Origin of the sequence: Methylobacterium oryzisoli, assembly GCF_046557895.1 — a bacterium.
In the GTDB taxonomy this organism is placed as follows: domain Bacteria; phylum Pseudomonadota; class Alphaproteobacteria; order Rhizobiales; family Beijerinckiaceae; genus Methylobacterium; species Methylobacterium oryzisoli.
Genome location: NZ_JBKIBX010000023.1, coordinates 34,891 through 56,870, shown reverse-complemented (window position 1 = coordinate 56,870; position 21,980 = coordinate 34,891). Strand labels below are relative to the sequence as shown.

The window sequence follows — 21,980 nt, the reverse complement described above, 5'->3', positions numbered from 1 at the left end:
TGGCCGCGACCCAGCGCTAACTGATACGCCGAACCCTCAATCCCTCGCGAGCGGCCCCGATTGCGTGAGCATCGTACCGATCCCCTCGTCGCGCGCCCGCCCTCTCGGCGGGACCCGCGGCGCATCCTTCGGCACGGCCTCGACGCAGGGTTGCGGACCGGCCACCCTTCGGGTTCGGGCACGTCCCGCGGACTGGCCTGAAACCCGACGGCGTGGGATGGGTCCGGCGACATGACGGATGAACTTCTCGTTGCGGCCGCCGCGCTGCCCTTCGCGGCGGCGCTCGGGGTCGCCCTCCTGCCGCGCCGGGCGCGGGACGCCGCCGCCGGGCTCGCCGGCCTCGCGGCGCTGGGCGGGCTCGGCTGCGTCCTCGCCCTCGTCCCGGCGGTGGCCTCGGGCCGCGCGGTCGCCGTGTCCCTCCCCTGGCTGCCCTCCCTCGGCCTCACCTTCACGCTGCGCATCGACGGGCTGGCGTGGCTGTTCTCGCTCCTCGTCCTCGGCATCGGCGCACTCGTGGTGCTCTACGCGCGCTACTACATGGCGCCCGGGGAATCGGCCTCGCGCTTCTTCTCGCTCCTCCTCGCCTTCATGGGGGCGATGCAGGGCGTGGTGCTGGCGGGCGACCTGATCCAGCTGGTGGTGTTCTGGGAACTGACCAGCCTCCTGTCGTTCCTGCTGGTCGGGTACTGGTCCGGCAAGCCCCAGGCCCGGGACGGCGCGCGCATGGCGCTCACCGTCACGGCGGCGGGCGGCCTGTGCCTGCTCGCCGGCATGATCCTGATCGGGCGCCTCGTCGGTAGCACGGACCTCGCCACCGTGCTGGCCTCGGGCGACCGCATCCGGGAGAGCCCGCTCTACCTGCCCACCCTGGTGCTGGTGCTCGCCGGCGCGCTGACCAAGAGCGCGCAGATGCCGTTCCACTTCTGGCTGCCGCGCGCCATGGCGGCCCCGACCCCGGTGAGCGCCTACCTGCACTCGGCGACCCTGGTGAAGGCCGGCATCTTCCTGATGATCCGGCTCTACCCGGTGCTGGCCGAGACGGATGCGTGGTACCTCCTCGTCGGCACGGCGGGCGTCGCCACCATGCTGTTCGGGGCGTGGTGCGCGGTCTTCCAGCACGATCTCAAGGGGCTGCTCGCCTACTCGACCATCAGCCATCTCGGGCTGATCACGCTGCTGCTCGGGCTCGACTCCACCCTCTCGGTGGTGGCGGCGATCTTCCACACGGTCAACCACGCCACCTTCAAGGCGTCGCTGTTCATGGCGGCGGGGATCATCGACCACGAGACCGGCACCCGGGACCTGCGCCGCCTGAGCGGCCTGCGCCGCGCGATGCCGGTGACCGCCACCCTGGCGATGGTGGCGGCCGCCGCGATGGCGGGGGTGCCGCTCCTCAACGGCTTCCTGTCCAAGGAGATGTTCCTGGCCGAGGCGGTGGCGGGCACGCACGACCGGGCGCTCAACGCGGGCCTGCCGCTCGTCGCGACCCTCGCCAGCGCCCTGTCGGTGCTCTACTCGCTCCGCTTCATCCGTCAGACCTTCTTCGGGCCGCCCGCCACCGACCTGCCGCGGGCGCCGCACGAGCCGCCGCGCTGGATGCGCTTCCCGGTCGAGGCGCTGGTGGTGGCCTGCGTCGCGGTCGGGCTCGTGCCCAACCTCACCATCGGCACCGCCCTGGAGATCGCCGTCGCCGCGGTCTTTGGCGACCGCGCGCCCGCCTACAGCCTGAGCGTGTGGCACGGGTTCAACGCGCCGCTCGCCCTCAGCGTCGCGGCCCTGGTCGTCGGGGTGGGGCTCTACCGCCTGCTCGGGCCGCGCATCGACACCAATCCGCGCGGCGGCCCATGGCTCCTCGACCGGCTCGACGCGGCCCGCCTGTTCGACCGCGCGATGGTCGGCCTGGAGCGCGGCGCGCGCTGGCTGGAGGACCGGCTCGGCGCGGCGCGGCTGCAGGACCAGCTGCGGATCCTGCTCCTCGTCGCCCTGATCGTCGCCCTCGCGGCCCTCCTGCGCGGCGAGGGCACCGCGCCCGTGAACCTCCGGCTCCCGGAGGCGGGTCTCTATCCCGCCTTCGCGCTGCTGTGGCTGGTGGGCGGCGCCTGCGCGGTCGCGGCGGCGGCCACGGCGAAGTACCAGCGCCTCGCGGCGATCATCTTCGCGGGGGGAGCCGGGCTCGTCTCCTCCATCACCTTCGTGTGGCTCTCGGCGCCGGACCTCGCCGCCACGCAGATCCTGATCGAGGTCGTCACCACGGTGCTGCTGCTGCTCGGCCTGCGCTGGCTGCCGAAGCGCGACCGCACCATCCCGATCCCCGACTCCGAGAAACCGCGGGCGCGCCGGCGCCGGGCGGCGGACCTCGCCCTCGCAGTGGCGTTCGGGGCCTGCCTCGCCGGCCTGTCCTACGCGGTGATGGCGCGGCCGGCGGGCGAGGGCATCGCGCGCTTCTTCGTCGAGAACGTCTATTCGGGCGGCGGCGGGCGCAACGTCGTCAACGTGCTGCTGGTCGATTTCCGCGCCTTCGACACGCTGGGCGAGATCACCGTGCTGGGCATCGTCGGGCTCACCGTGCTGGCCCTGCTGCGGCGCTTCCGCCCGGCCGCCGACAGCCTGGACCGGCCCGCCCAGCAGCGCCGGCTCGCCGCCTGGGAGGAGGCGCGCCCCGACCGGACGCCCGGCGACAGCATGGCCGACGCGATGCTGGTGCCCGCCACCGTGATGACGTGGCTGTTTCCGGTCCTGGTGGTGCTCGCCCTGCACCTGTTCCTGCGCGGCCACGACCTGCCGGGGGGCGGCTTCGCGGCGGGCATCGCGCTCTCGATCGCCTTCGTGCTGCAGTACATGGCGCACGGCGCCCGCTGGGTGGACGAGCGGCTGACGATCCGGCCGGTCACCTGGATCGGCTCCGGCCTCCTCGTGGCGGCCTGCGTGGGGGCGGGCTCCTGGCTGTTCGGGCGCCCCTTCCTGACCACGGCCTTCGCCTACGCGGAGGTGCCGGGCCTCGGCAAGATCCCGCTCGCGAGCGCGCTGCTGTTCGATCTCGGCGTCGTCGTGCTGGTGGTGGGCGCCACGGTGCTGATGCTCGTCGCCCTCGCGCGCCAGTCCCTGCGCCGCGCCCGCGCCGAGGGGCTTCCCGAGCGGGAGGAGGTGTGATGGAGGCCGTGCTCGCCGCCGGCATCGGGGGCCTCGCCGCCGCGGGTGTCTGGCTCATCCTGCGCCCGCGCAGCTTCCAGGTGGCGATCGGCCTGACCCTGCTCGGCTACGCGGTGAACCTGTTCGTGTTCTCGATGGGGCGGCTGCGGGTCGGCGCCCCTCCGGTGCTGGCGAGCCCGGAGGCCAACGACCCCGCCCTCTACGCCGACCCGCTGCCGCAGGCGCTCGTGCTGACCGCCCTCGTCATCAGCTTCGCGCTGACCGCCCTCTTCCTCGTCGTGCTGCTGGCCGCCCGCGGCATCGCGGGGAGCGACCACGTCGACGGCCGGGAGCCCGACCGATGAGCCTGCCCGCCGACCACCTGATCGTGGCGCCGGTGGTACTGCCGCTCGCGGTCTCGGGCGCGATGCTGCTCCTCGACGAGCGGCGCCACGCCCTGAAGGCGGGGATCAGCGTCGCCACCGCGGTGGCGCTGCTCGCCGTCTCGGTGTGGCTGCTGCACGCAGCGGCGGCCTCGCCCGGCGCCCTCGCCTACCGGCTCGGCGACTGGCCGGCGCCCTACGGCATCGTGCTCGTCGTCGACCGGCTCTCGGCGGCGATGCTGGTGCTCGCGAGCCTGCTCGGGCTCTGTGCCCTGGTCTACTCGCTGTCGCGCTGGAACCGGGCCGGGCCGCGCTTCCATGCCCTCTTCCTGCTGCTCCTGATGGGGGTCAACGGCGCCTTCCTGACCGGCGACCTGTTCAACCTGTTCGTGTTCTTCGAGGTGATGCTGGCCGCCTCCTACGGGCTGGTGCTGCACGGATCGGGCGAGGCGCGCATCCGCGCGGGCCTCGCCTACATCGCCGTGAACCTCGTGGCCTCGCTGTTCTTCCTGATCGGCGTCAGCCTCGTCTACGCCAATACCGGCACCCTCACGATGGCCGACCTCGCCCGCCGCCTGCCGCTCCTCGGCCCGGCCGAGCGCACGCTGTTCGAGGTCGGGGCGGCCTTCCTGGGCATCACCTTCCTGATCAAGTCCAGCCTGTGGCCGCTCGGGTTCTGGCTGCCCCCGGCCTACGCGGCGGCGAGCGCGCCCGCCGCGGCGGTGCTCTCGATCCTGAGCAAGGTCGGGGTCTACGTCGTGGTGCGGCTGAGCCTCCTGCTGTTCGGGGCCGAGAGCGGCCCCTCGGCGGGATTCGGGACGCAGTGGCTGCTCGCCGCCGGCATCGCCACCCTGGCGTTCGGGACCTTCGGGCTGCTGGGCGCGCGGGACCTCGCGCGCGCGGCGGCCTTCGCGGTGATGATCTCCTCGGGCACGGTGCTGGCGGCCTTAGGGACCGGCAGCGCTGCGGCGGTGTCGGGCGCGCTGTTCTACCTCGCCGGCTCGACGCTCGCGGCCGCCACGCTCTTCCTCCTCGCCGAGATCCTCCAGCGCGGGCGCGATCCGGCCGCCTCCGCCACCGAGGCGGTGTTCGAGGACGAGGATTTCGACCCCTTCGAGGCCGACGAGACCGTGGCCGCCCTCGACATCCCGGCCATCGTCGCGCTCCTGGGGGCGGCCTACTTCGTCTGCGCCCTGATGCTGGCGGGTCTGCCGCCGCTCGCGGGCTTCATCGGCAAGCTCGCGATCCTCTCCGGGCTCGCCGGGGCCGCGGCCCCCGCCGGTCCGGTCGCGGCCTCGTCCTGGCTCCTCGTCGGCGCGCTCCTGCTGTCGGGGCTCGGCACGCTGATCCCGCTGCTGCGCTTCGGCATCTTCAACTTCTGGGTCCCGTCGGACGGGCCGTCCCCGGCCCTGCGGACCGCCGAGGCCGCGGCGCTGGCGGGCCTGCTCGCCGGCTGCCTCGGCTTGAGCCTGTGGGGCGGGCCGGCGCTCGCCTACGCGGAGGCGACGGCGCACTGGCTCGCGAGCCCGGGGGCCTACGTGGGCGCGGTGCTGCGGGAGGCGGTCCCGTGAGGCTACTGCCCCATCCCCTGCTGTCGCTCGGCCTCGCGCTGATGTGGCTCCTGCTCAACGCGCCGGTCACCCCGGCGACCGGGCTCCTCGCCGCCGCGGTCGGGCTCGTCGTCCCGCTGACCCTGCGGGCGCTGCGGCCCGAGCCCCTGCGCGTGCGCGCCCCGCGCGCGCTCCTCATCCTCGCCGGCCGGGTGGCGGTGGACGTGCTGCAATCCAACGTCGCGGTCGGCCGGATCATCCTCGGCCTGCGCCCGGGCGTGCGGCGCAGCGGCTTCGTGCACGTGCCGCTCGCCATCCGCAGCCGCGCCGGGCTCACGGCGCTCGCCATCGTCCTCACCAGCGCGCCCGGGACGCTCTGGGTCCAGCACGACCCGCGCAGCGGCCGGCTGCTCCTGCACGTGCTCGACCTCGACGAGGCCGACTGGCCGGCCCGGATCAAGGAGCGCTACGAGGGCCTGCTGATGGAGATCTTCCCGTGAGCCCGCCGACCCTGAGCGCCCTGATCCTGACCTGGGGGCTGACCCTCGCGGCCGTGCTCCTCGTCCTCGCCATGGGCCTGTGCGCGTACCGGATGCTGCGCGGCCCCCGCGCCCAGGACCGGGTGCTCGCCCTCGACGCCCTCTACGTCAACGGCCTGCTGCTGATCCTGGTGCTGGGCATGCGCCAGGGCAGCGGGCTCGCCTTCGAGGCCGCCCTCATCATCGGCCTCGTCGGCTTCACCGCCACGGTGGCGCTGGCCAAGTTCCTGATGCAGGGCGAGGTGATCCGGTGAGCGCCGCCCTGCCTCTCTGGGCGGCCTGCCTCGTGGTCGGGCTCGCGCTGGCGGGCGCGGCGGTCTCCTTCGTCGGGGCGCTCGGCCTCGTGCGCCTGTCGCACTTCTACGAGCGGGTCCACGCGCCCTCCCTGTGCGCGACGCTCGGCCTGATCCTGGTGGTGGCGGCCTCGTCGCTGTTCTTCTCGCTCGCGGAGGGGCGGGTGGTCCTGCGCGACGGGCTGGTCGCCCTGTTCGTGATCGTGACGACGCCCGTCACCCTGCTGCTCCTCGGCCGCGCCGCCGCCTACCGCGACCGGGTCGAGAAGAACCCGGTCGCGCCGCCCGAGCCGTGAGGCCGTCCGGCGAGACCGGACTCACCGGACAGGGATCGCGTCAGGCGTCCGCCAGGATCGCGGCCGCCACGGCCTCGGCGTGCTCCTCGTGGGCGGCGAGCGCGCCCGGCACCCGGACCGTCGCGACGCCCGGGGCGGCGGCGAGCGCGTCCATCTCGGCGCCGGAGCGGCGCGGGGCCCTGTCCGGGCGCAGCATCAGCACCGGCGGCAGGCCGGGTCCGAACAGGGTGAGGAACTCGGCGCGGGTCTCCACCGGATCGAGGCCGCCCGTGACGAAGGCCGCCGTGCCGAAGCGGGCGCCGGGCTGGCGCGCCACGCGGGCCTTGTCGGCCAGCACAGCGGGCGTGACGCGGGCGGCATCGGCGTAGACGTGGGCGCGCATCATCCGGGCGATGACCGGCGTGCTGAGGTTGATCCGGTAGAGAAGGTCGCCGAGGAGCGGCGTCTCCACCGCGCGGCGCAGGCGCCCGAAGAGCGGGCGGCGCGCCTCGCCCATCGCGGTCGGCAGCGGCCCGCGCCAGGTCGGCGCGACCAGGACGAGGCGGGCGAACGCCCCCGGATGCCGGCGCGCCGCCGCCAGGAGATAGCCCGCCGCGTGCCCGGCCCCGATCCCGAGGGCGTAGGGTCCCGGCTGGGCGGAGAGGAGCGCGTCGAGCACGCCGTGGAGGGCGGCGGGCGAGAGCGGCAGCCGCGCCCGCGGCTCCGCCCCGAAGCCCGGCCAGTCCGGGACGTGACAGCGGAAGCCGGTGAGCCGCTCCGCCAGCGGGCGCATCTCCTCGCGGGTCGCGATGGAGGAGAGCGCCGGCAGGAGCAGCGCGTCGGGGCCGGACCCGTAGACGTCGCAGCCGACCGTCACCGGGCCGGAGGGCAGCGCGAGGGTGAGGCGGCGGGTCTCGATGGCGGCCATCGGGTCGGCTCTCAGAAGGGCTTCACGATCACCAGGATCACGATGGCGATCATCAGGAGCGTCGGCGCCTCGTTGACGATCCGGTAGAAGCGCGGCGGCCGGGTGGCGCGGTCGGCCGCGAAGTCCTTGACCATGCGCGAGAACCAGCCGTGCAACCCGCTCATGGCGAGGACCAGGGCGAACTTGGCGTGCATCCAGCCCTGCGTGTAGGCGCCGCTCATCACCACCAGCGCGATGCCGAGCACCCAGGTGGCGATCATCGCGGGCGTCATGATCGCCTTCAGCAGGCGGCGCTCCATCACCTTGAAGGTCTCGCCCTGCGGCGAACCCGCCGGCAGGGCGCTGTGATAGACGAACAGGCGCGGCAGGTAGAGCATGGCGGCCATCCAGGCGATGATCGCCACGACGTGGCCGGCCTTGATCCAGAGGTAGAGCATCGGAGCCCTCAGCCGCGCAGCCGCGCCAGCATGCGCTCGACATGGGGGATGGGCGTCTGCGGGGTGATGCCGTGGCCGAGGTTGAACACGTGCGGGTGACCGGCGGTGGCGGCCAGGATCGCGTCCACCGCGGCGTCGAGGGCCGCGCCGCCCTCGATCAGGGTCTCGGGCGAGAGATTGCCCTGCGTCACCGCCGAGGCTGGCAGGCGCGCCCGCACCGCCGCGAGGTCGACGTCCCAGTCGACCCCGACCGCGTCGGCGCCCGTCTCGGCCAGCGCGCGGGCATGCCCGTCGAGGCCCGAGCCGCGGGGAAACACGATCACCCGGGCGCCCGGGACCCGGGCGCGCAGGCCCGCGACGACCCGGGCGATCGGCCGGAAGCTGAAGCGCGCCAGCGCGTCGCCCGTCTCCCCGGCCGGCACCGCCGGCAGCGCGCCCGCGTGGCTCTCGAAGATCTGCACCGCGTCGGCCCCGGCCTCGATCTGGCGGGCGAGGTACTCCACCGACACCGTGACGAGCCGGTCGAGGAGCGCGTCGAGGAGGGCGGGGTCGCGCGCCGCGAGGCCGCGGGCGGGGGCGAGGTCCGGGGTGCCGCGCCCGCCGATCATGTAGCTCGCCACCGTCCAGGGCGCGCCGCAGAAGCCGAGCAGCGTGGTCTCGCGCGGCAGCGCCGCCCGCACGCGCGCCACTGTCTCGAAGACCGGGCCGAGATGGGCCATGATCCGGGCATCGCCGGGCTCGCGCAGGGCCTCGATCTCCCCCCGCTCCGCCACCGGGTCGAGGCGCGGCCCCTCCCCTTCCACGAAGCGCACGCCCTGGCCGAGCGCGTGCGGCACCACGAGGATGTCCGAGAACAGGATCGCCGCCTCGAAGCCGAAGCGGCGGATCGGCTGGAGCGTAACCTCGGCGGCGAAGTCCGGCGTGTAGCAGAGGTCGAGGAAGGAGCCGGCCTTGGCGCGCAGCTCCCGGTACTCGGGCAGGTAGCGCCCGGCCTGCCGCATCATCCAGGCCGGGGGCGGCGTCAGCGCCTCGCCCCCGAGCACGCGCAGCACGGGCCGCGCCGCCCGCGCGCCGGTCTCGGTCTCGCCCATCACGCCCCGCGCCTCCGCTCCCTGTGTCCGTTGACGTTACCCTATGACCGCAGACGCGCCGCGGCGCCAGCCTGACCGTTCGTCGCCCTGCGGCAGCGCGACCGGTTGAACCGGCCGGCGAACCGCTTAGGTCGATCGAGGGATCAGGCGGGAGCGGTCGATGAAGGGCTGGGTGCGGGGAGTGCTGGGCGCCGCGCTGCTCGCCGCGGCGGGCCTGCCGGCGCGCGCGATCGAGGGCGGCGCGATGGCGGGCGGGCGCGATGCGCTGACCCGGGCCACGGTGGCGGTCGGCACGGTCGGCCGCTCCGACGAGGACGACGACAAGGTCAACCTCACCCGCTGCTCGGGCGTGCTGATCGCCCCCGCGCTGGTGCTCACGGCGGCCCATTGCGTCGGCGACAACCCGCTCGGGGCGGCGGTGATGTTCTACCGCGGCAGCCGCGCGGTGCGGCCGGCCCACCGGGCGGCCTCGGTCGCCCGCTACGTGGTGGAGCGGGACGACGACATCGGGGTCAACCTGTCGAACCTCGCCCTCGACATCGCGGTGGTGCGCCTCGCCGCGCCGGTGCGCGCCCGCGCACCCCTGCCGCTGGCGCGCGCGGGCGGCCTGCCGGGATCCCTGCGGATCGCGGGCGTCGGCCTCTCGGGCGGCGCGCCGGGCACCCTCAAGACCGCGCGCCTCGTGCCGCTCGCGGTCACCGGGAGCGGCCTCACGCTGGCGCGCGCCGTGGGCGCGCGGATCTGCATCGGGGATTCGGGCGGGCCGGTGGTGACGGGCGGCGGGCGGCTCTGGGGCGTGGCGAGCGCGGTCATCACCCGCACCCCGCCCTGCGGCGACCTCGTGGTGATCGCCCCGGCCGGCCAGCGGCTGACCGGGGCGGCGGCGCCCGGAGGCCCGAACCGCGTGGCCCGGGTCCCGGGCGCCCTCGTCATGCGCACGGCGCGGTGAGCGGCGGACCGGGAGGTCCGCCGCCCGATCAGAGCGAGGCCTGGGTGACGAAGCGGGTGTTGAGGTAGCCCTCGATCGCCTCCGAGCCGCCCTCGCTGCCGTAGCCGGAATCCTTCACGCCGCCGAAGGGCGTTTCGGGCAGGGCGATGCCGTGGTGGTTGATCGACATCATGCCGCTCTCGACGCGGGTGGCGAGCTTCGTCGCGGTCTCGGCCGAGCGGGTATAGGCGTAGGCCGCGAGCCCGTAGGGCAGGCGGTTGGCCTCCGCGAAGGCCTCCTCGTCGTCCGAGAAGCGCTGGATCGCGGCGATCGGCCCGAAGGGCTCCTCGTTCATGATGCGCGCGTCGAGCGGCACGTCGGTGAACACGGTCGGCTCGAAGAAGTGGCCGCGGTTGCCGATCCGCTTGCCGCCGGTGCGCAGGGTGGCGCCCTTGTCCTGCGCGTCGGCCACGAAGGCCTCCATCGCCTCGATGCGCCGGCCGTGGGCGAGCGGCCCCATCTTCACGCCCTCCTGCAGGCCGTCGCCGACCTTGAGGTCCTGCGCCAAGCCCACGAAGCGGTCCACGAAGCTGTCGAAGACCGAATCGTGCACGAGGAAGCGCGTCGGCGCGACGCAGACCTGGCCGGCGTTGCGGAACTTGTTGGCGCCCAGCACCGAGGCCGCCTTGGCGACGTCCGCGTCGCGGAAGACGATCGCCGGGGCGTGGCCGCCGAGCTCCATCGTGGCGCGCTTCATGTGCTGGCCCGCCAGCGCCGCGAGCTGCTTGCCTACGGCCGTCGAGCCGGTGAAGGACATCTTCCGGATCACCGGATGCGGGATCAGGTAGGAGGAGATGGTCCCCGGGTCGCCGTAGACGAGGCCGACGGCATCGCCCGGCACGCCCGCGTCGAGGAGCGCCCGGACCAGCGCGGCGCAGCTCGCCGGCGTGTCCTCCGGCCCCTTCAGGATCACCGAGCAGCCGGTGCAGAGCGCGGCCGAGACCTTGCGCACCGCCTGGTTGATCGGGAAGTTCCAGGGCGTGAAGGCCGCCACCGGCCCCACCGGCTCGCGCAGCACGAGCTGCATCACGCCCTCGGCCCGGGGCGGGATCACCCGGCCGTAGGCGCGCCGGCCCTCCTCGGCGAACCAGTCCATCGTGTCGGCGCCGGCCATGACCTCGACGCGGGCCTCCGCGAGCGGCTTGCCCTGCTCCAAGGTCATGATGCGGGCGATCTCGTCGGCCCGCGCGCGCAGGAGATCGGCGGCCTTGCGCAGCACCTTGCTGCGCTCGAAGGCCGAGACCCTGCGCCACGCGGCGAAGCCCCGGTCGGCGGCGGCGAGCGCGGCGTCGAGGTCGTCGCGGCTGGCCACGGCGAGTTGGGCCAGGGTCTCGCCGGACGCCGGATTCTGGATCGGCATGGTCTGGCCGGCGGAGCCGCCGCGCCACTGGCCGGCGATGTGAAGCTGGACGTCGGGGAACATCGTTGGGCCGCTTCCTCAACAGATCGGGGACGAAGGCGCCCGATGTAGCGCATTACCGCGCAAAAGGCACAGGTCGCGCGCGGCTGGTCGCGGCCCCGCTCCGACCTACCTTGCGGGCGGGCGCGGGCTCGTGCGCCCGGCATCGGAGATCGTCCGTGGCATTCTCGCGTTTCCTGGCGCTCGCCCTGCTGGCGGCGGCCGCGCCGGCGCTGGCCCAGCCGGCCGCCCCGCCCGCCCCGGTGGTGCCCGTTCCCCCGCCCGCGGCGCCGGGGCCGACCCCGCCCGAGTTTCCCGAACTCACGACGACCCCGCTCAACCGCGTGGTGCCGGTCAACGAGGCGCGCACGATCGCCTTCTTCACGGCGCTCTACCCGGACTGCTCCTCGCAGGGCCCCCTCGTGGCCCGGCTCGTCTCCAAGCCCGAGCACGGCACCGTGACCTTCTCGCAGGATCAGTCCTTCCCGCGCTACTCGGCCTCCTCGCCGCTCGGCCCCTGCAACGCCAAGAAGGCCCCGGGCCTCAAGGTCACCTTCGAGGCGGCGGAGGGCTACGAGGGCCTCGACCGCTTCCGGATGCTCCTCATCTACCCGGACGGCACCGCCGGCCAGTACGACGTCAGGGTCTCGATCCGGTAGACCGGGGGGCGCTACCGCCGCGGCGCAGTTCCAGCGTCGCCCAGCCCTCGATGGTGCGGCGGCGGCGCAGGCGAAACCCCTGCGCGGCGTAGGCCGACAGCACCCCCGGCACATCGCGGGGGATGAGCCCCGAGAGCACCAGCGTGCCGTCCCGCGCCACCACCCGGGCGAGGGAGGGGGCGAGGTGCCGCAGCGGCCGGGCCAGGATGTTGGCGAAGACGAGGTCGAACCCGCGCACCCGGTCGGCGAGGGCATGGCGCACGCCCGGCGCCTCGTAGAGGCTGACGAAGGGCCCGAGCCCGTTCAGCGCCGCGTTGCTGCGGGCGGTGGCCACCGCCTCGGGGTCGAGGTCGCCCGCCACCACCCGCGCGCGCAGCAGCCGCGCCGCCGCGAGGCCGAGGATGCCGGTGCCGGTGCCGACATCGAGCACGCGCCGGGGCCGGCGGCGCTTGAGGTCGTCCACGAGGGCGGTGAGGCAGCCGAGCGTGGTGCCGTGGTGGCCGGTGCCGAAGGCGAGCGCGGCCTCGATCTCGATCGGCCGGTCGTTGGGGCGCACCTGCGCGCGGTCATGGGCGCCGTGCACGAGGATCCGGCCCGCCCGCACCGGCTTGAGGCCGTCGAGGGAGGCGCGCACCCAGTCCTGCTGGTCGATGGCCGTGAAGCTCGCCCGGTCGGCGGCCTCGCCCACGATCGGGCGGATCAGGTCGCGCACCACCGCCTCGTCCGGCGGCTCGGCGAAGTAGGCTTCGAGCCGCCATGTTCTGCCGTCCTCGTCCTCGAAGGCCGCCACCGCGGTCTCGGTCGGGTCGAACACCTCGCCGATCAGGTCGGTCATGGCGCGGGCGGCGCGCTCGTCGGTGTCGAGGCGCAGCACGTGGGTCGGGCGGTGGGGAGGCAGGCCTTCGAGCATGGCGCGCGGTCTACCACCCGGACCCGGGCCCCGCCAGCCGCCAGCCGCCGCGTCACCGCGGCGTCACGGGGTGGAGGCAGAAGGCGGGAACCGGCGCCGATGATTCGCGTTCACTGGCGCGCCGGCCGCGAAGAAGCCGGGCCTTGAAGGACGTCGCGATGCGTATGCGAGTGCGTGTGCCCTTTCGGACGGAAGACTCGTCGCAGCCCCCGTCGCCCACCCGGCGCGGTCGCCGCCGCACCCGGACGAACCCGCTCGCCGCGGAGGAGACCGCGCTGCCCGGCCACCTGCTGGTGCTGCTGAGCCGGCTGCACCGGGCCGAGGGCGAGGCCGCGTCCCCGCCGTCCCCGGCGGGCGACCTGCGCTGAGCGGGGGATCGCCGCCGCCCGCGCTGGACGGCGAAGCGGCGCCGTGATGGAATCGGCGGCGGAGGCCGTCATGAAGACCCTGCTCGTTCCGGTCGCGCGCCACGCGCTGCTCGACTCCGTCCTAGAGACCGCCCTGCTGGCGGCGCGCCGCTTCGGCGGCTGCGTCGAAGGCTTCGGCCTGCGGCCGGCGCTCGCCGAATACGTGCCCGTCGACATGGTCGGCGGCATGACCTGGGTCCGGGACGAGGAGGCCGACCTCGCCGAGGCCCGCGATTGCGGCGGCCAGTTCCAGGCCTTCATGGAGCGGAACGGCGTGCCGCGCGAGCGCGCCGGCGCCCCCGGCGACGAGCCGCGCTACCGCTGGCTGCCCGACGCCCCGCCCGGCGACGGCTTCCTGGCCCAGTACGCCCGGCTCTTCGCCGGGACCGTGGTGGGCCGGCCCGGCGGCGAGGCCGGCCCGCGCATGACGACGCTGGAAGCGGCCCTGTTCGAGAGCGGGCGCCCCCTGCTGATCGCCCCGCCCGCCCCGCCCGCGAGCCTCGGCGAGACGGTGATGATCGCCTGGAACGGCTCGACCGAGACCGCTCGCACGGTGGCCTTCGCGGAGGGTTTCCTGCGCAAGGCCGCCCGCATCGAGGTGCTGGCCATCGACACCGGCATGGTCCCGGGGCCGAGCGCCGAGCAGATGGCCGCCGCCCTGGTCCGCGAGGGCCTCACGGCCCGCGGCCGCACCCTCACGGCCGGCCGGCGCAGCGCGGGCGAGATCTACCTCGACGAGGCCGAGGCGCTGGGCTGCGACCTGCTGATCAAGGGCGCCTACACCCAGAGCCGCCTGCGCCAGATGATCTTCGGCGGCCCGACGAGCCACATCCTCGCCCACGCGACCATGCCGGTGCTGATGGCGCACTGAGCCGGGCGGCCGGCAGGGCCGGGGCTGCACTTCACCTGTTCTGCCCTGGCGCTCATTCGCCGGCCGCGACCTTCCGCCCGGCGGAACGATGCAGAGCGCCGTTTCAGGGTCAAACCGCAGCGGATGCGACCGCACGCACGTTCGGTCACTTCGGACCGACCAGCACTTCGAAGCCGTGCTTCCTGCCCAGATCCGCTATGATCTTCGAATCATCCGGATACCAGTAAGTCTCTATGCCTGGCACATGAAATCTCTGTTCCAGAGCACGCCTGCTCCAAGTCCAGAAATGCACGTTCCGGCTATCCCACCCAGCCATCCAGGCTTCGCATCCAGGATGAATCAGATCCGGCCCCAGTGCCAATCGCCGATCTACCTTCGCGGCGTCGAAGAATTGTTGCGACAGTTGATAGACAAGCTGCAGCCTGCCATCGTTGTCGAGCAGCTTTTGCCGGAACGAGGGCTCTGCTCTCGGCGCCCCGTGCCAAGCCAGGATGGTGTCGGGCATAAGATACTTGCGAAAGCCGGCCAGGAAAAAATAGCTGGCACACGATGACAAACATAGGCCGTGAGCCGCCACATCCAATCGATTTTCGAGGATGTGCAAGCCGATCTTGGCGGCAGCGATACCGTCTCCGCCGATGCTGTTGACGATGAATATTTTGTCTTTCCGAGACAGCAGAGGAATGATCGCCCGGTCAGCATCGCGGCCGATGCGGCCCCTGAAGCAAACGGCCGACTCCATCTCCGTCAGCGTTGCCTGGTTCGGATTTGCCGCTTCTGCGTTCTTGCATTCATCGACGGCCTTCATCACACGAACTATATTCCGATCGCCATTTCCGGCATGTGCAACGGCAGCAAAAAGAGAGGACTGCATCCAGATCGATATCACCAAAGAGCCGAACTTCATTTTGATGATCCCGATTTCATTTCAGACCGCCAAATCACCAAGGGCCTGATTAAGGAGTAAAGTGCAAAATCGCAACCAATTAATATCTTGAGCAAGTCCGATGGAACGATTGATTTTATATCACAATCTTGTCAGCAAAATGAATATCGGTGATTTATATTTCGGCTTGCAGGATCAAATGTCTGGCCGTTGTCCAGGCAGCTGCAGGAAGTCATGCGCCACACATCACAGGACACCCATTCCATGGCTGTCAGGGCATGCCGGCCTGACGAGCGGCGACGGCATCGGAAGAGCCCGGTGCGCCTCGCCCGTGCGCACGCATCGCCACGGGGTTAGGCCACCTGGCCGTCTTGCCGGACTTCGCCGATCTGATACGCGCCGGATCCGGGGCCGCGCCCCGTCAGGGCGTACCCCCATGCTCCCGATCCGCCCCGCCGCCCTCGCGCTCGCGAGCCTTCTCCTCGGCATCGGCCCGGCCGCGGCCGATGATCTCCTGGCGCGCTGGCAGCGGGCCGACGCGCTCTGTGCCCTGCCGCCCTCGCCGATGACCGAGCAGGCCTGCCAGGACCGCGAGCGCACCGCGCGGGCGCTCGTGCGGGCGGGCTGGTGCGAGACCGCGCCCGCGACGCCGTTCGCGCACTGGGGCTGGCAGAGTTGCGGCCGGCGCGCGGTCGTCCGGCCGCATCACCGGACGCGCAGGGCGCAAGGGAAGGCCTAGACCTCCGTCCCGCAAGACCAGTGCATCGAGCCTCGATCCCTCTGGTCGCACTCTCCAAGATGTGGTCCACTCCCTTCGTCGTGCGACGACGACGGATATTCAGGGAGAGCGCGATGCGTGGTGTCGTGGCGGCCGTGATCCTCTGCCTCGCAGGTGCGACGGGCGCGGTCGCACAGGAGAGTTGCACGGCGCAGGCAACCGAGAAGAAGCTCGCCGGCGCCGCCCTGAAGAGCTTCATGACCAAGTGCGAGAAGGACGCGGGCGCCCGCTGCGACGCGCAGGCCACCGACAAGAAGCTGTCCGGCGCGGCCCGCACCAGCTTCAGCAAGAAGTGCGTCAAGGACGCCACCGGCGCCTGAGACCAACTTTCTAGGCGACGCCCTCGATGGCGAGCCGCAGGTGCTGCGGCCCGCGCAGGGACGCGCCCGGCCGGTAGGGCGGCGGGTCCTCGATCAGGCGCGGGGCCTTGAGGCGGCGCGCCAGCGCGACCAGCGCCGCCTCCGCCTCCAGCCGCGCCAGCGGGGCGCCGACGCAGAAGTGCAGGCTCCCGCCGAACCCGAAATGCTGGTTGTCCTCCCGGTCGGGATCGAACCGGTCGGGGTCGCGGAAGCGGGCCGGGTCGCGGTTGCCGGCGGCGAAGAGCAGCACCACCGGCGCGCCCTCCGGGATCGTCGTCCCGTCCACCCGGATGGCGGCGAGCGCCTTGCGGGTGCGGAAGTGCACGGGCGGCTCGTAGCGCAGCAATTCCTCGATCAGCCGCGGGGCGAGGTCGGGGTCGGCGCGCAGCCGCTCCAAGTGCTCGGGGAAGCGCAGCAGCGTCAGCATCCCGTTGGTGATCAGGTTCACGGTGGTCTCGTGGCCCGCGATCAGCAGCAGGATCGCGGTGGCGATCAGGTCGTAGTCGCCCATCCGGCCGACCTGCGGGTCCTTCCGGGTCGCGAGCCCGGTGAGGATGTCGTCCCTCGGGTGGCGCCGTTTCTCCTTGATCAGGTCCTGCATGTAGGCCGCGATCTCGTCGAAGGTGGCGATGTTCCTGTCCCGGTTCTCCTCGTCCTCGCGGGCGTCGGGTTCGAGGGCGGTGGCGAGCTGCGTCGCCCAGCCGTGGAAGCGCGCCTCGTCCTCCGGCGGCACGCCCAGCATCTCGCAGATCACCGTGACGGGCAGCGGGTAGGAAAAATCGTCCACGAGGTCGATCTGGCGGGCCTCGCGCTTCCGGTCGAGGAGGTCGGCCACCAGCGCGTCGACGCGCGCATGCATCGCGCTCACCCGCGCGGCCGTGAACTCGCGCATGACGTGGCGGCGCAGCACGTCGTGGTCCGGCGGGTCGCGGAAGATGAAGGGGCGGTGCCGGGACCGGATCCGGTCCCTGATCGGGTTGATGATCCAGTCCTTGAACGGGTTGCCGGTGTGCGGGTGCGCGGTGTCCGGCAGGTCCTCGGAGGAGAGGCGCGGGTCGAACACCAGCGCGCGCAGGGCCGCGTGGGTCGTCACCACGCAGGTGCCGTCGTCCTGGACCGCCACCGGGTTTTCCCGCAGGCGGGCGTAGAGCGGGTAGGGATCGGGGCGGTGGGCCGGGTCCTTGACCGCGGCGAACAGGGTGGGGTCGGACATCGCGGTCAGCCTCGCGCCGGGCGCTGCGGAAAGCCGGGATCGGCGAGCGCGACGCGGCCCTGGTCGGTGGCCCCGAGGATCGGCGGGAAGGCGTCGCCCGCCGCGATGCGCGCCGCGTAGGCCGGCAGCCAGCGGGCGGAATCGAACGACACCGCCGCCACCGTGCGGCCGGCCCGGCCGTAGACCGCCACGAAGCGCCGCTCGGCGAGGCTGCCCTGGGCGATCGCCACCGTATCGGCCCCGTTGGTGAGGCCCACCGACTTGATGGTGAGGTCGAACTGGCTCGACCAGAAGGCCGGCATCGCCGCGTAGGCGCCGTGACCCTCCGGCGGGCCCACGAGGGTGCGGGCGGCGTGCTGCGCCTGCTCGACCGCGTGGCCCCAATGCTCGAAGGCGACCGGCCCGTCCGGGAAGAGCGGATGGGGAAAGCGCGCCACGTCGCCCGCCGCCGCCACGCCCGCCACGGGCCGGCCCTCGCGGTCGAGGACGCGGCAGAACCCGTCGCACGCGATCCCGCCCGCATCCGCCGCGACGCCGGAGCCCGCGAGCCACTCGGTGTTGCGCATTGCGCCGAGCGCCACCACGATCACCGGCGCGGCGACCCGCCCGCCGCCGACGAGGCGCGCCCCGCTCACCCGGCCCGCCGCGTCCGCCTCCAGGGCCTCGACCCGGGTCTCAGGGCGATAGTCGACGCCCTCCCGGCGCAGCATCTCGGCGACGACGCGCCCAACCCGGGTGCCGAGCACGGTGGCGAGCGGCGTCGGGTTCGGGTCGACCAGCGTGACGGGTAGACCGATGTCGCGACAGGCGGCGGCCGCCTCGCAGCCGATGAAACCCGCCCCGATGATGAGGACGCGCGCGGGCGCGGCCGCGAGCGCGGCGCGCAGGGCCGCCGCATCGTCCCGGCCGCGCAGGGTGAACACGCCGGAGAGCCCGGCCTCGGCCGGGTGCGGCCAGGGCCGCGCCCGCGTGCCGGTCGCGATCAGCAGCCGGTCGAAGGGCAGGCGCTCGCCCGTGGCCAGCGCCACCTCGCGGGCCGAAAGATCAAGGCCCACCGCCGCCGCCCCGAGGCGCCACGTCAGGTCGAGGCCCGCCTGCGCGGGCAGGTCGATCGCCTCGGGCCGCGCCTCGCCGCTGAGCACGCGCTTGGAGAGCGGCGGCCGGTCGTAGGGGCGGTGGGGCTCGTCGCCCACCAGGGTGATCGGGCCGCGATGCCCCTCGCGGCGCAGGGCCTCGGCGCCGCGAAGGCCCGCGAGGGAGGCCCCCACCACCACGGCGCGCAGCGCCTCAGCCATGGCGGCCCTCCTCCCGCTCCGAAGGCTCGGCCTCGAACCGGATGGCGCGGACCGGGCAGGCCTGCACCGCCCGCTCGATCTCCCGGCGCCGCTCGGGCGGGGGCGCGGGATCGTAGATCAGCACCTCGGGCCCGTGCAGCGCGAAGCTCGACGGCGCGGCGTAGCAGCACTGCGCGTAGGCTTGGCAGCGGTTCAGATCGACGACGACGCGCATGGGATCTCCCGCCTGTGGCGACCGGGGCTCGGGCCGCGCCCCCGTCACCGGGGCCATATGGAGGCCGGCGGCCCCCCTCCCAGTCTCCCACCTCGTTTCGTCCGACGGACCGCGCGGGTTACCTCACGCCTCGGCCGGGTCGAGGATCAGGCCGAGGCGGTCGCCCTTGCGCACCATCCCGCCGCCCGGCGGCTCCACCACGTCGTTGATGCTGCGCGCCACCCCGTCCACGCTCACGGGCGCGCCGACCAGTTCGTCCAGTCCGTTGGGGAAGTCGCGGGGCGCCCGCACCCAGATCAGCCCCTCGGCCGTCTCCGGCCCGTCGATCACCTCGGCTTCCCACACCTGTCCATTCCTCCATCACCGGACCGATCTCCGCGAAAACGCGGCCGGAGGCAACAGCGGGCGCGTCCAGGAACTCACCCAGAGTATACGAGTTGGGGCATCGGGCCGGGCCGGACGGCGGGGACGCACGGGGAGCGGATGCGGATCGTCGTCTTCGGACTCACCGTCTCGTCGTCCTGGGGCAACGGGCATGCCACACTCTGGCGCGGCCTGTGCCGGGCGCTCGCGCGGCGGGGCCACCACGTCACCTTCTTCGAGCGCGATGTTCCCTACTACGCCGAGGCCCGCGACTTCACGGCGCTGCCCGGCGGCGACCTGATCCTCTACCCCGACTGGACCCCCGAACTGCGCGTCCGCGCCGCGCGGGCGGTGGCGGCGTGCGACGCGGCGATCGTCACCTCCTACTGCCCGGATGCGGTCGCGGCGACGGCGCTCGCGCACGAGGCGCCGATCAGCGTCTTCTACGACCTCGACACGCCCGTGACGCTGGCGCGCCTCGCGGCGGGCGAGGCGGTGCCCTACCTCGGCCCGCGCGCCCTGCGCGACTTCGACCTCGTGCTGAGCTACACGGGCGGCGCGGCGCTCGACGCCCTGCGGGAGCGGCTCGGCGCGAGGCGCGTGCGGCCGCTCTACGGCCACGTCGATCCCGACGCCCATCGGCCGACCGCGCCGGTCCCCCACTACATCAGCGACCTGTCCTACCTCGGCACCTACGCGGCGGACCGGCAGGCGGGGGTCGAGCGCCTCCTCGTCGCGCCCGCCCGGCGCCGGCCGGCGCAGCGCTTCCTCATCGGCGGCGCGCAGTATCCGCCGGACTTCCCCTGGACGGAGAACATCGCCTTCGTGCGCCACCTGCCGCCGGCCGAGCACCCGGCCTTCTTCTCCTCCTCGCGCTTCACCCTCAACGTCACCCGGCAGGCGATGGCGGCGATGGGCTGGTGCCCCTCCGGCCGGCTGTTCGAGGCGGCGGCCTGCGGCACGCCGCTCATCACCGATCCGTGGGAGGGGCTCGACACCTTCTTCACGCCGGGGCGCGAGATCGTGGTGGCGCACACCACCGAGGACGTGGTGGCGGTCCTCGGCATGAGCGAGGCCGAGCGCGCGGCGCTCGCCCGCGCGGCGCGCGAGCGGACGCTCGCCGAGCATTCCTCGGACCGCCGCGCCGCCGACCTGATCGCCGCCCTCGATGCCCCGGAGGCCGTCCGGGGACCCTTGGCCGCGGAGGCGTGAATGTGGGGCATCGTTCCGGCGGCGGGCCGCGGCAGCCGCATCCAGCCGCTCGCCTTCTCGAAGGAATTGCTGCCGGTCGGCAGCCGACTCGACCACGGCATCGAGCGCCCCTGCGCGGTGAGCGAATACCTCGTGGAGCGGATGATCCGGGGCGGGGCCGACAAGCTCTGCTTCGTGATCTCGCCGGGCAAGTCGGACATCCTCGACTATTACGGTGCGGCCTATGGCGGCGCCTCGATCGCCTACGTGGTGCAGCCCGCCGCGGCCGGGCTGTGCGACGCGATCTTCCGGGCGCTGCCGCTCGTCGCCGACGACGAGCCGGTGATCATCGGGCTGCCCGACACGGTGTGGTTCCCGGCCGACGCGCTGGCGCTCCTGCCGGACGACGCGCTCTCCTTCCTGCTCTTCCCGGTGGAGCGGCCCGAGTTCTTCGACGCGGTGGTCCTCGACGGCGACGCCGTACGGGAGATCCAAGTGAAGCAGGCGGACGCCACCTCGCCGTGGATCTGGGGGGCGTTCAAGATGCCGGGCCGGACCTTGCGCGCGCTGCACGGCCTCTGGCAGCGGCGCGACGGCCGCGACGAGTACATCGGCACCCTGGTGAACGCCTACCTGGCGGAGGGGGGCCGGGCGCTCGGCCTGCGGGCGGGGCGGTCCTACGTCGATGTCGGCACCCTGCACGGCTATCGCGCGGCCATCGGCCTGCTGAGCGAGGCCGCCGCCCGGCCGGGCGACAGCGGCGCCCGGGTGGCCCTGGGCTGGCCGGGTGGGCGCCCGGCCCTGCACGCGATGGTGCGGGAGTAGGCGGGCCTCACACGAGGCCGTTGCGCAGCTCCGCCTCCCCGCGCGCGAGGCGCCCGAGATTGTCGAGCAGGATGTCGATCACGCTCGTCTCGTAGGCCCGCGTCTCGCCGGCGCTGTGGGGCGTGACGATCACGTGCGGCATCGCCCAGAGGGAGGACTCGGCCGGCAGCGGCTCCTCGTGCACGCAGTCGAGGCCGGCCCCGGCGAGGCGCCCCTCCTGCAGGGCGGCGATCAGGGCCGGCTCGTCCACCACCCGCCCGCGCGCCACGTTGACGAGCAGAGCCGAGGGCCGCAGGGCCGCCAGCGCCGGGGCATCGATCAGCCCCTCGGTCTCGGGGGTCAGCGGGCAGGTCAGCGCGACGATGTCGGCCTCGCCGAGGGCTTCGTACAGGCGCTCCGGGGGCAGGAGCGCGTCCACCTCCGGGCAGGGTCCGGGCCGGCGCCGCACGCCGAGCAGGCGGAAGCCGAACGGCCGGGCGAGGGCTGCGAGCCGCAGCCCGATGCGCCCGAGCCCGACGATGACCAGCGTCTTGCCCCCGGATTCCTCCTCGCGCAAAGCGCGGTCGGCGAGGATCGGGCGCCAGTACCGCGCGGCCTGGTGGTCGCGGGCGAGGTGGAGCTGGCGCTGCAGGCCGAGGATCAGCGCCATCGCGTGCTCGGCCACCGCGCGCTCGTTGGCGCCCTGCGCGCTGGCGAGCCGGATTCCGGCCCGGGCGAGGCGCGTCTTGTCGAACTGATCGGTGCCGGCGCTCACCGACTGGATGAAGCGCAGCTTCGGGGCGGCCTCGATCATGTCGTTGCGCCAGAGCCCGGACGCCACGACCACGTCCGCCTCGCCGACATGCGCCCGCAGGCCGTCGGCGCTGCGCGCCTCGAGGACGCGGGCCGGATGGCCGCGCCCGGCGAACTCCGCGGCGAGCCCGTAGGCCTGATGCGCGAAGGCGATCGTGAGAGCCTCGGGCGGGGGCAGCAGGGGCATGGATCGATCTCTCGGCAT

At 73.5% G+C, this 21,980-nt stretch carries 25 protein-coding genes; 14 read left to right on the top strand and 11 right to left on the bottom strand.

Annotated elements, in window-relative coordinates; genetic code table 11:
* The first annotated feature begins 231 nt into the window (after positions 1 to 231).
* From ACKUB9_RS20715 to mnhG, 6 genes are read left to right on the top strand one after another with little or no spacing between them, the layout of a single operon-like run.
* A complete protein-coding gene (locus ACKUB9_RS20715) occupies positions 232 to 3,150 on the top strand; it encodes a monovalent cation/H+ antiporter subunit A (RefSeq protein WP_407526374.1) in 2,919 nt (972 codons plus the stop codon).
* The gene (locus ACKUB9_RS20710) at positions 3,150 to 3,494 is read left to right on the top strand and encodes a Na+/H+ antiporter subunit C (RefSeq protein WP_407526371.1); all 345 of its coding nucleotides are present in this window, start codon (positions 3,150 to 3,152) and stop codon (positions 3,492 to 3,494) included. The genes ACKUB9_RS20715 and ACKUB9_RS20710 overlap by 1 nt, the downstream gene beginning before the upstream one ends.
* Entirely contained in the window at positions 3,491 to 5,083 is a 1,593-nt protein-coding gene (locus ACKUB9_RS20705; protein ID WP_407526369.1) for a monovalent cation/H+ antiporter subunit D, read from the top strand. The genes ACKUB9_RS20710 and ACKUB9_RS20705 overlap by 4 nt, the downstream gene beginning before the upstream one ends.
* A gap of 41 nt (positions 5,084 to 5,124) precedes the next feature.
* Positions 5,125 to 5,562 carry a Na+/H+ antiporter subunit E gene (locus ACKUB9_RS20700; RefSeq protein WP_407526470.1) on the top strand — a complete coding sequence of 146 codons (438 nt, stop codon included), beginning with the start codon at positions 5,125 to 5,127 and terminating at the stop codon, positions 5,560 to 5,562.
* An 11-nt stretch (positions 5,563 to 5,573) separates the two neighbouring features.
* The gene (locus ACKUB9_RS20695; RefSeq protein WP_407526467.1) at positions 5,574 to 5,855 is read left to right on the top strand and encodes a K+/H+ antiporter subunit F; all 282 of its coding nucleotides are present in this window, start codon (positions 5,574 to 5,576) and stop codon (positions 5,853 to 5,855) included.
* Entirely contained in the window at positions 5,852 to 6,190 is a 339-nt protein-coding gene (mnhG, locus tag ACKUB9_RS20690; protein WP_407526366.1) for a monovalent cation/H(+) antiporter subunit G, read from the top strand. The genes ACKUB9_RS20695 and mnhG overlap by 4 nt, the downstream gene beginning before the upstream one ends.
* Before the next feature lie 40 nt (positions 6,191 to 6,230).
* On the opposite strand, the gene ACKUB9_RS20685 is transcribed toward mnhG, so the two are convergent.
* The 3 genes from ACKUB9_RS20685 to hemE are packed head-to-tail and all read right to left on the bottom strand — an operon-like array spanning position 6,231 to position 8,625.
* A complete protein-coding gene (locus tag ACKUB9_RS20685) occupies positions 6,231 to 7,088 on the bottom strand; it encodes an alpha/beta fold hydrolase (protein WP_407526464.1) in 858 nt (285 codons plus the stop codon).
* A gap of 20 nt (positions 7,089 to 7,108) precedes the next feature.
* The gene (hemJ, locus tag ACKUB9_RS20680; protein ID WP_407526364.1) at positions 7,109 to 7,534 is read right to left on the bottom strand and encodes a protoporphyrinogen oxidase HemJ; all 426 of its coding nucleotides are present in this window, start codon (positions 7,532 to 7,534) and stop codon (positions 7,109 to 7,111) included.
* Between the two features lie 8 nt (positions 7,535 to 7,542).
* Positions 7,543 to 8,625, bottom strand: a complete 1,083-nt coding sequence (gene hemE, locus ACKUB9_RS20675; RefSeq protein ID WP_407526462.1) for a uroporphyrinogen decarboxylase — start codon at positions 8,623 to 8,625, stop codon at positions 7,543 to 7,545.
* Between the two features lie 160 nt (positions 8,626 to 8,785).
* On the opposite strand from hemE, the gene ACKUB9_RS20670 reads away from it, so the two are divergent.
* Complete coding sequence (locus ACKUB9_RS20670; RefSeq protein WP_407526362.1) at positions 8,786 to 9,574, top strand: trypsin-like serine protease; 789 nt, start codon at positions 8,786 to 8,788, stop codon at positions 9,572 to 9,574.
* Positions 9,575 to 9,602: 28 nt separating this feature from the next.
* On the opposite strand, the gene ACKUB9_RS20665 is transcribed toward ACKUB9_RS20670, so the two are convergent.
* On the bottom strand, positions 9,603 to 11,036 hold the full coding sequence (locus ACKUB9_RS20665) for an NAD-dependent succinate-semialdehyde dehydrogenase (RefSeq protein WP_407526359.1): 1,434 nt from the start codon (positions 11,034 to 11,036) through the stop codon (positions 9,603 to 9,605).
* A 155-nt stretch (positions 11,037 to 11,191) separates the two neighbouring features.
* Here ACKUB9_RS20665 and ACKUB9_RS20660 point away from each other — a divergent pair, with 155 nt between their 5' ends.
* Positions 11,192 to 11,671: a hypothetical protein gene (locus ACKUB9_RS20660; RefSeq protein WP_407526356.1), complete on the top strand. Its 480-nt coding sequence runs from the start codon at positions 11,192 to 11,194 to the stop codon at positions 11,669 to 11,671.
* On the opposite strand, the gene ACKUB9_RS20655 is transcribed toward ACKUB9_RS20660, so the two are convergent.
* Positions 11,652 to 12,581, bottom strand: a complete 930-nt coding sequence (locus ACKUB9_RS20655; RefSeq protein WP_407526353.1) for a 50S ribosomal protein L11 methyltransferase — start codon at positions 12,579 to 12,581, stop codon at positions 11,652 to 11,654. The two genes, ACKUB9_RS20660 and ACKUB9_RS20655, sit on opposite strands and share 20 nt — an antisense overlap.
* A 158-nt stretch (positions 12,582 to 12,739) precedes the next feature.
* Between ACKUB9_RS20655 and ACKUB9_RS20650 the strand changes: the two genes are divergently transcribed.
* Together ACKUB9_RS20650 and ACKUB9_RS20645 are read left to right on the top strand one after the other, a co-directional pair.
* Positions 12,740 to 12,949: a hypothetical protein gene (locus ACKUB9_RS20650; protein ID WP_407526350.1), complete on the top strand. Its 210-nt coding sequence runs from the start codon at positions 12,740 to 12,742 to the stop codon at positions 12,947 to 12,949.
* A gap of 70 nt (positions 12,950 to 13,019) precedes the next feature.
* Positions 13,020 to 13,859 carry a universal stress protein gene (locus tag ACKUB9_RS20645; protein ID WP_407526347.1) on the top strand — a complete coding sequence of 280 codons (840 nt, stop codon included), beginning with the start codon at positions 13,020 to 13,022 and terminating at the stop codon, positions 13,857 to 13,859.
* 145 nt (positions 13,860 to 14,004) lie between these two features.
* On the opposite strand, the gene ACKUB9_RS20640 is transcribed toward ACKUB9_RS20645, so the two are convergent.
* Complete coding sequence (locus ACKUB9_RS20640; RefSeq protein WP_407526345.1) at positions 14,005 to 14,766, bottom strand: hypothetical protein; 762 nt, start codon at positions 14,764 to 14,766, stop codon at positions 14,005 to 14,007.
* Positions 14,767 to 15,181: 415 nt separating this feature from the next.
* Between ACKUB9_RS20640 and ACKUB9_RS20635 the strand changes: the two genes are divergently transcribed.
* Together ACKUB9_RS20635 and ACKUB9_RS20630 are read left to right on the top strand one after the other, a co-directional pair.
* Positions 15,182 to 15,484: a hypothetical protein gene (locus ACKUB9_RS20635; RefSeq protein WP_407526342.1), complete on the top strand. Its 303-nt coding sequence runs from the start codon at positions 15,182 to 15,184 to the stop codon at positions 15,482 to 15,484.
* A gap of 113 nt (positions 15,485 to 15,597) precedes the next feature.
* A complete protein-coding gene (locus ACKUB9_RS20630; RefSeq protein WP_407526339.1) occupies positions 15,598 to 15,843 on the top strand; it encodes a PsiF family protein in 246 nt (81 codons plus the stop codon).
* A 10-nt stretch (positions 15,844 to 15,853) separates the two neighbouring features.
* Here the strand turns inward: ACKUB9_RS20630 and ACKUB9_RS20625 are convergent, their stop codons facing one another.
* The 4 genes from ACKUB9_RS20625 to ACKUB9_RS20610 form a co-directional block, all read right to left on the bottom strand.
* On the bottom strand, positions 15,854 to 17,095 hold the full coding sequence (locus ACKUB9_RS20625) for a cytochrome P450 (protein WP_407526336.1): 1,242 nt from the start codon (positions 17,093 to 17,095) through the stop codon (positions 15,854 to 15,856).
* A gap of 5 nt (positions 17,096 to 17,100) precedes the next feature.
* Complete coding sequence (locus ACKUB9_RS20620; RefSeq protein WP_407526333.1) at positions 17,101 to 18,390, bottom strand: NAD(P)/FAD-dependent oxidoreductase; 1,290 nt, start codon at positions 18,388 to 18,390, stop codon at positions 17,101 to 17,103.
* Entirely contained in the window at positions 18,383 to 18,604 is a 222-nt protein-coding gene (locus ACKUB9_RS20615; RefSeq protein ID WP_407526330.1) for a ferredoxin, read from the bottom strand. The genes ACKUB9_RS20620 and ACKUB9_RS20615 overlap by 8 nt, the downstream gene beginning before the upstream one ends.
* A gap of 123 nt (positions 18,605 to 18,727) precedes the next feature.
* Positions 18,728 to 18,949: a hypothetical protein gene (locus ACKUB9_RS20610; protein ID WP_407526328.1), complete on the bottom strand. Its 222-nt coding sequence runs from the start codon at positions 18,947 to 18,949 to the stop codon at positions 18,728 to 18,730.
* Between the two features lie 138 nt (positions 18,950 to 19,087).
* On the opposite strand from ACKUB9_RS20610, the gene ACKUB9_RS20605 reads away from it, so the two are divergent.
* Positions 19,088 to 20,179, top strand: a complete 1,092-nt coding sequence (locus tag ACKUB9_RS20605; protein ID WP_407526325.1) for a CgeB family protein — start codon at positions 19,088 to 19,090, stop codon at positions 20,177 to 20,179.
* Entirely contained in the window at positions 20,180 to 20,983 is an 804-nt protein-coding gene (locus ACKUB9_RS20600; RefSeq protein WP_407526322.1) for a sugar phosphate nucleotidyltransferase, read from the top strand.
* Between the two features lie 7 nt (positions 20,984 to 20,990).
* Here ACKUB9_RS20600 and ACKUB9_RS20595 read toward each other — a convergent pair whose 3' ends face one another.
* Positions 20,991 to 21,962: a D-2-hydroxyacid dehydrogenase gene (locus ACKUB9_RS20595; RefSeq protein ID WP_407526319.1), complete on the bottom strand. Its 972-nt coding sequence runs from the start codon at positions 21,960 to 21,962 to the stop codon at positions 20,991 to 20,993.
* Positions 21,963 to 21,980 lie beyond the last annotated feature (18 nt).

Excerpts from the sequence above, each read along its gene's own strand:
- ACKUB9_RS20625 (WP_407526336.1), bottom strand. The coding sequence starts at position 17,095 with ATGTCCGACCCCACCCTGTTCGCCGCGGTCAAGGACCCGGCCCACCGC.
- ACKUB9_RS20705 (WP_407526369.1), top strand. The coding sequence starts at position 3,491 with ATGAGCCTGCCCGCCGACCACCTGATCGTGGCGCCGGTGGTACTGCCG.
- ACKUB9_RS20595 (WP_407526319.1), bottom strand. The coding sequence starts at position 21,962 with ATGCCCCTGCTGCCCCCGCCCGAGGCTCTCACGATCGCCTTCGCGCAT.
- hemJ (WP_407526364.1), bottom strand. The coding sequence starts at position 7,534 with ATGCTCTACCTCTGGATCAAGGCCGGCCACGTCGTGGCGATCATCGCC.
- ACKUB9_RS20650 (WP_407526350.1), top strand. The coding sequence starts at position 12,740 with ATGCGTATGCGAGTGCGTGTGCCCTTTCGGACGGAAGACTCGTCGCAG.
- ACKUB9_RS20630 (WP_407526339.1), top strand. The coding sequence starts at position 15,598 with ATGCGTGGTGTCGTGGCGGCCGTGATCCTCTGCCTCGCAGGTGCGACG.
- ACKUB9_RS20715 (WP_407526374.1), top strand. The coding sequence starts at position 232 with ATGACGGATGAACTTCTCGTTGCGGCCGCCGCGCTGCCCTTCGCGGCG.
- ACKUB9_RS20600 (WP_407526322.1), top strand. The coding sequence starts at position 20,180 with ATGTGGGGCATCGTTCCGGCGGCGGGCCGCGGCAGCCGCATCCAGCCG.
- ACKUB9_RS20620 (WP_407526333.1), bottom strand. The coding sequence starts at position 18,390 with ATGGCTGAGGCGCTGCGCGCCGTGGTGGTGGGGGCCTCCCTCGCGGGC.
- ACKUB9_RS20605 (WP_407526325.1), top strand. The coding sequence starts at position 19,088 with ATGCGGATCGTCGTCTTCGGACTCACCGTCTCGTCGTCCTGGGGCAAC.
- hemE (WP_407526462.1), bottom strand. The coding sequence starts at position 8,625 with ATGGGCGAGACCGAGACCGGCGCGCGGGCGGCGCGGCCCGTGCTGCGC.
- ACKUB9_RS20700 (WP_407526470.1), top strand. The coding sequence starts at position 5,125 with ATGTGGCTCCTGCTCAACGCGCCGGTCACCCCGGCGACCGGGCTCCTC.
- ACKUB9_RS20645 (WP_407526347.1), top strand. The coding sequence starts at position 13,020 with ATGAAGACCCTGCTCGTTCCGGTCGCGCGCCACGCGCTGCTCGACTCC.
- ACKUB9_RS20640 (WP_407526345.1), bottom strand. The coding sequence starts at position 14,766 with ATGAAGTTCGGCTCTTTGGTGATATCGATCTGGATGCAGTCCTCTCTT.
- ACKUB9_RS20635 (WP_407526342.1), top strand. The coding sequence starts at position 15,182 with ATGCTCCCGATCCGCCCCGCCGCCCTCGCGCTCGCGAGCCTTCTCCTC.
- ACKUB9_RS20710 (WP_407526371.1), top strand. The coding sequence starts at position 3,150 with ATGGAGGCCGTGCTCGCCGCCGGCATCGGGGGCCTCGCCGCCGCGGGT.
- ACKUB9_RS20670 (WP_407526362.1), top strand. The coding sequence starts at position 8,786 with ATGAAGGGCTGGGTGCGGGGAGTGCTGGGCGCCGCGCTGCTCGCCGCG.
- ACKUB9_RS20655 (WP_407526353.1), bottom strand. The coding sequence starts at position 12,581 with ATGCTCGAAGGCCTGCCTCCCCACCGCCCGACCCACGTGCTGCGCCTC.
- ACKUB9_RS20615 (WP_407526330.1), bottom strand. The coding sequence starts at position 18,604 with ATGCGCGTCGTCGTCGATCTGAACCGCTGCCAAGCCTACGCGCAGTGC.
- ACKUB9_RS20665 (WP_407526359.1), bottom strand. The coding sequence starts at position 11,036 with ATGTTCCCCGACGTCCAGCTTCACATCGCCGGCCAGTGGCGCGGCGGC.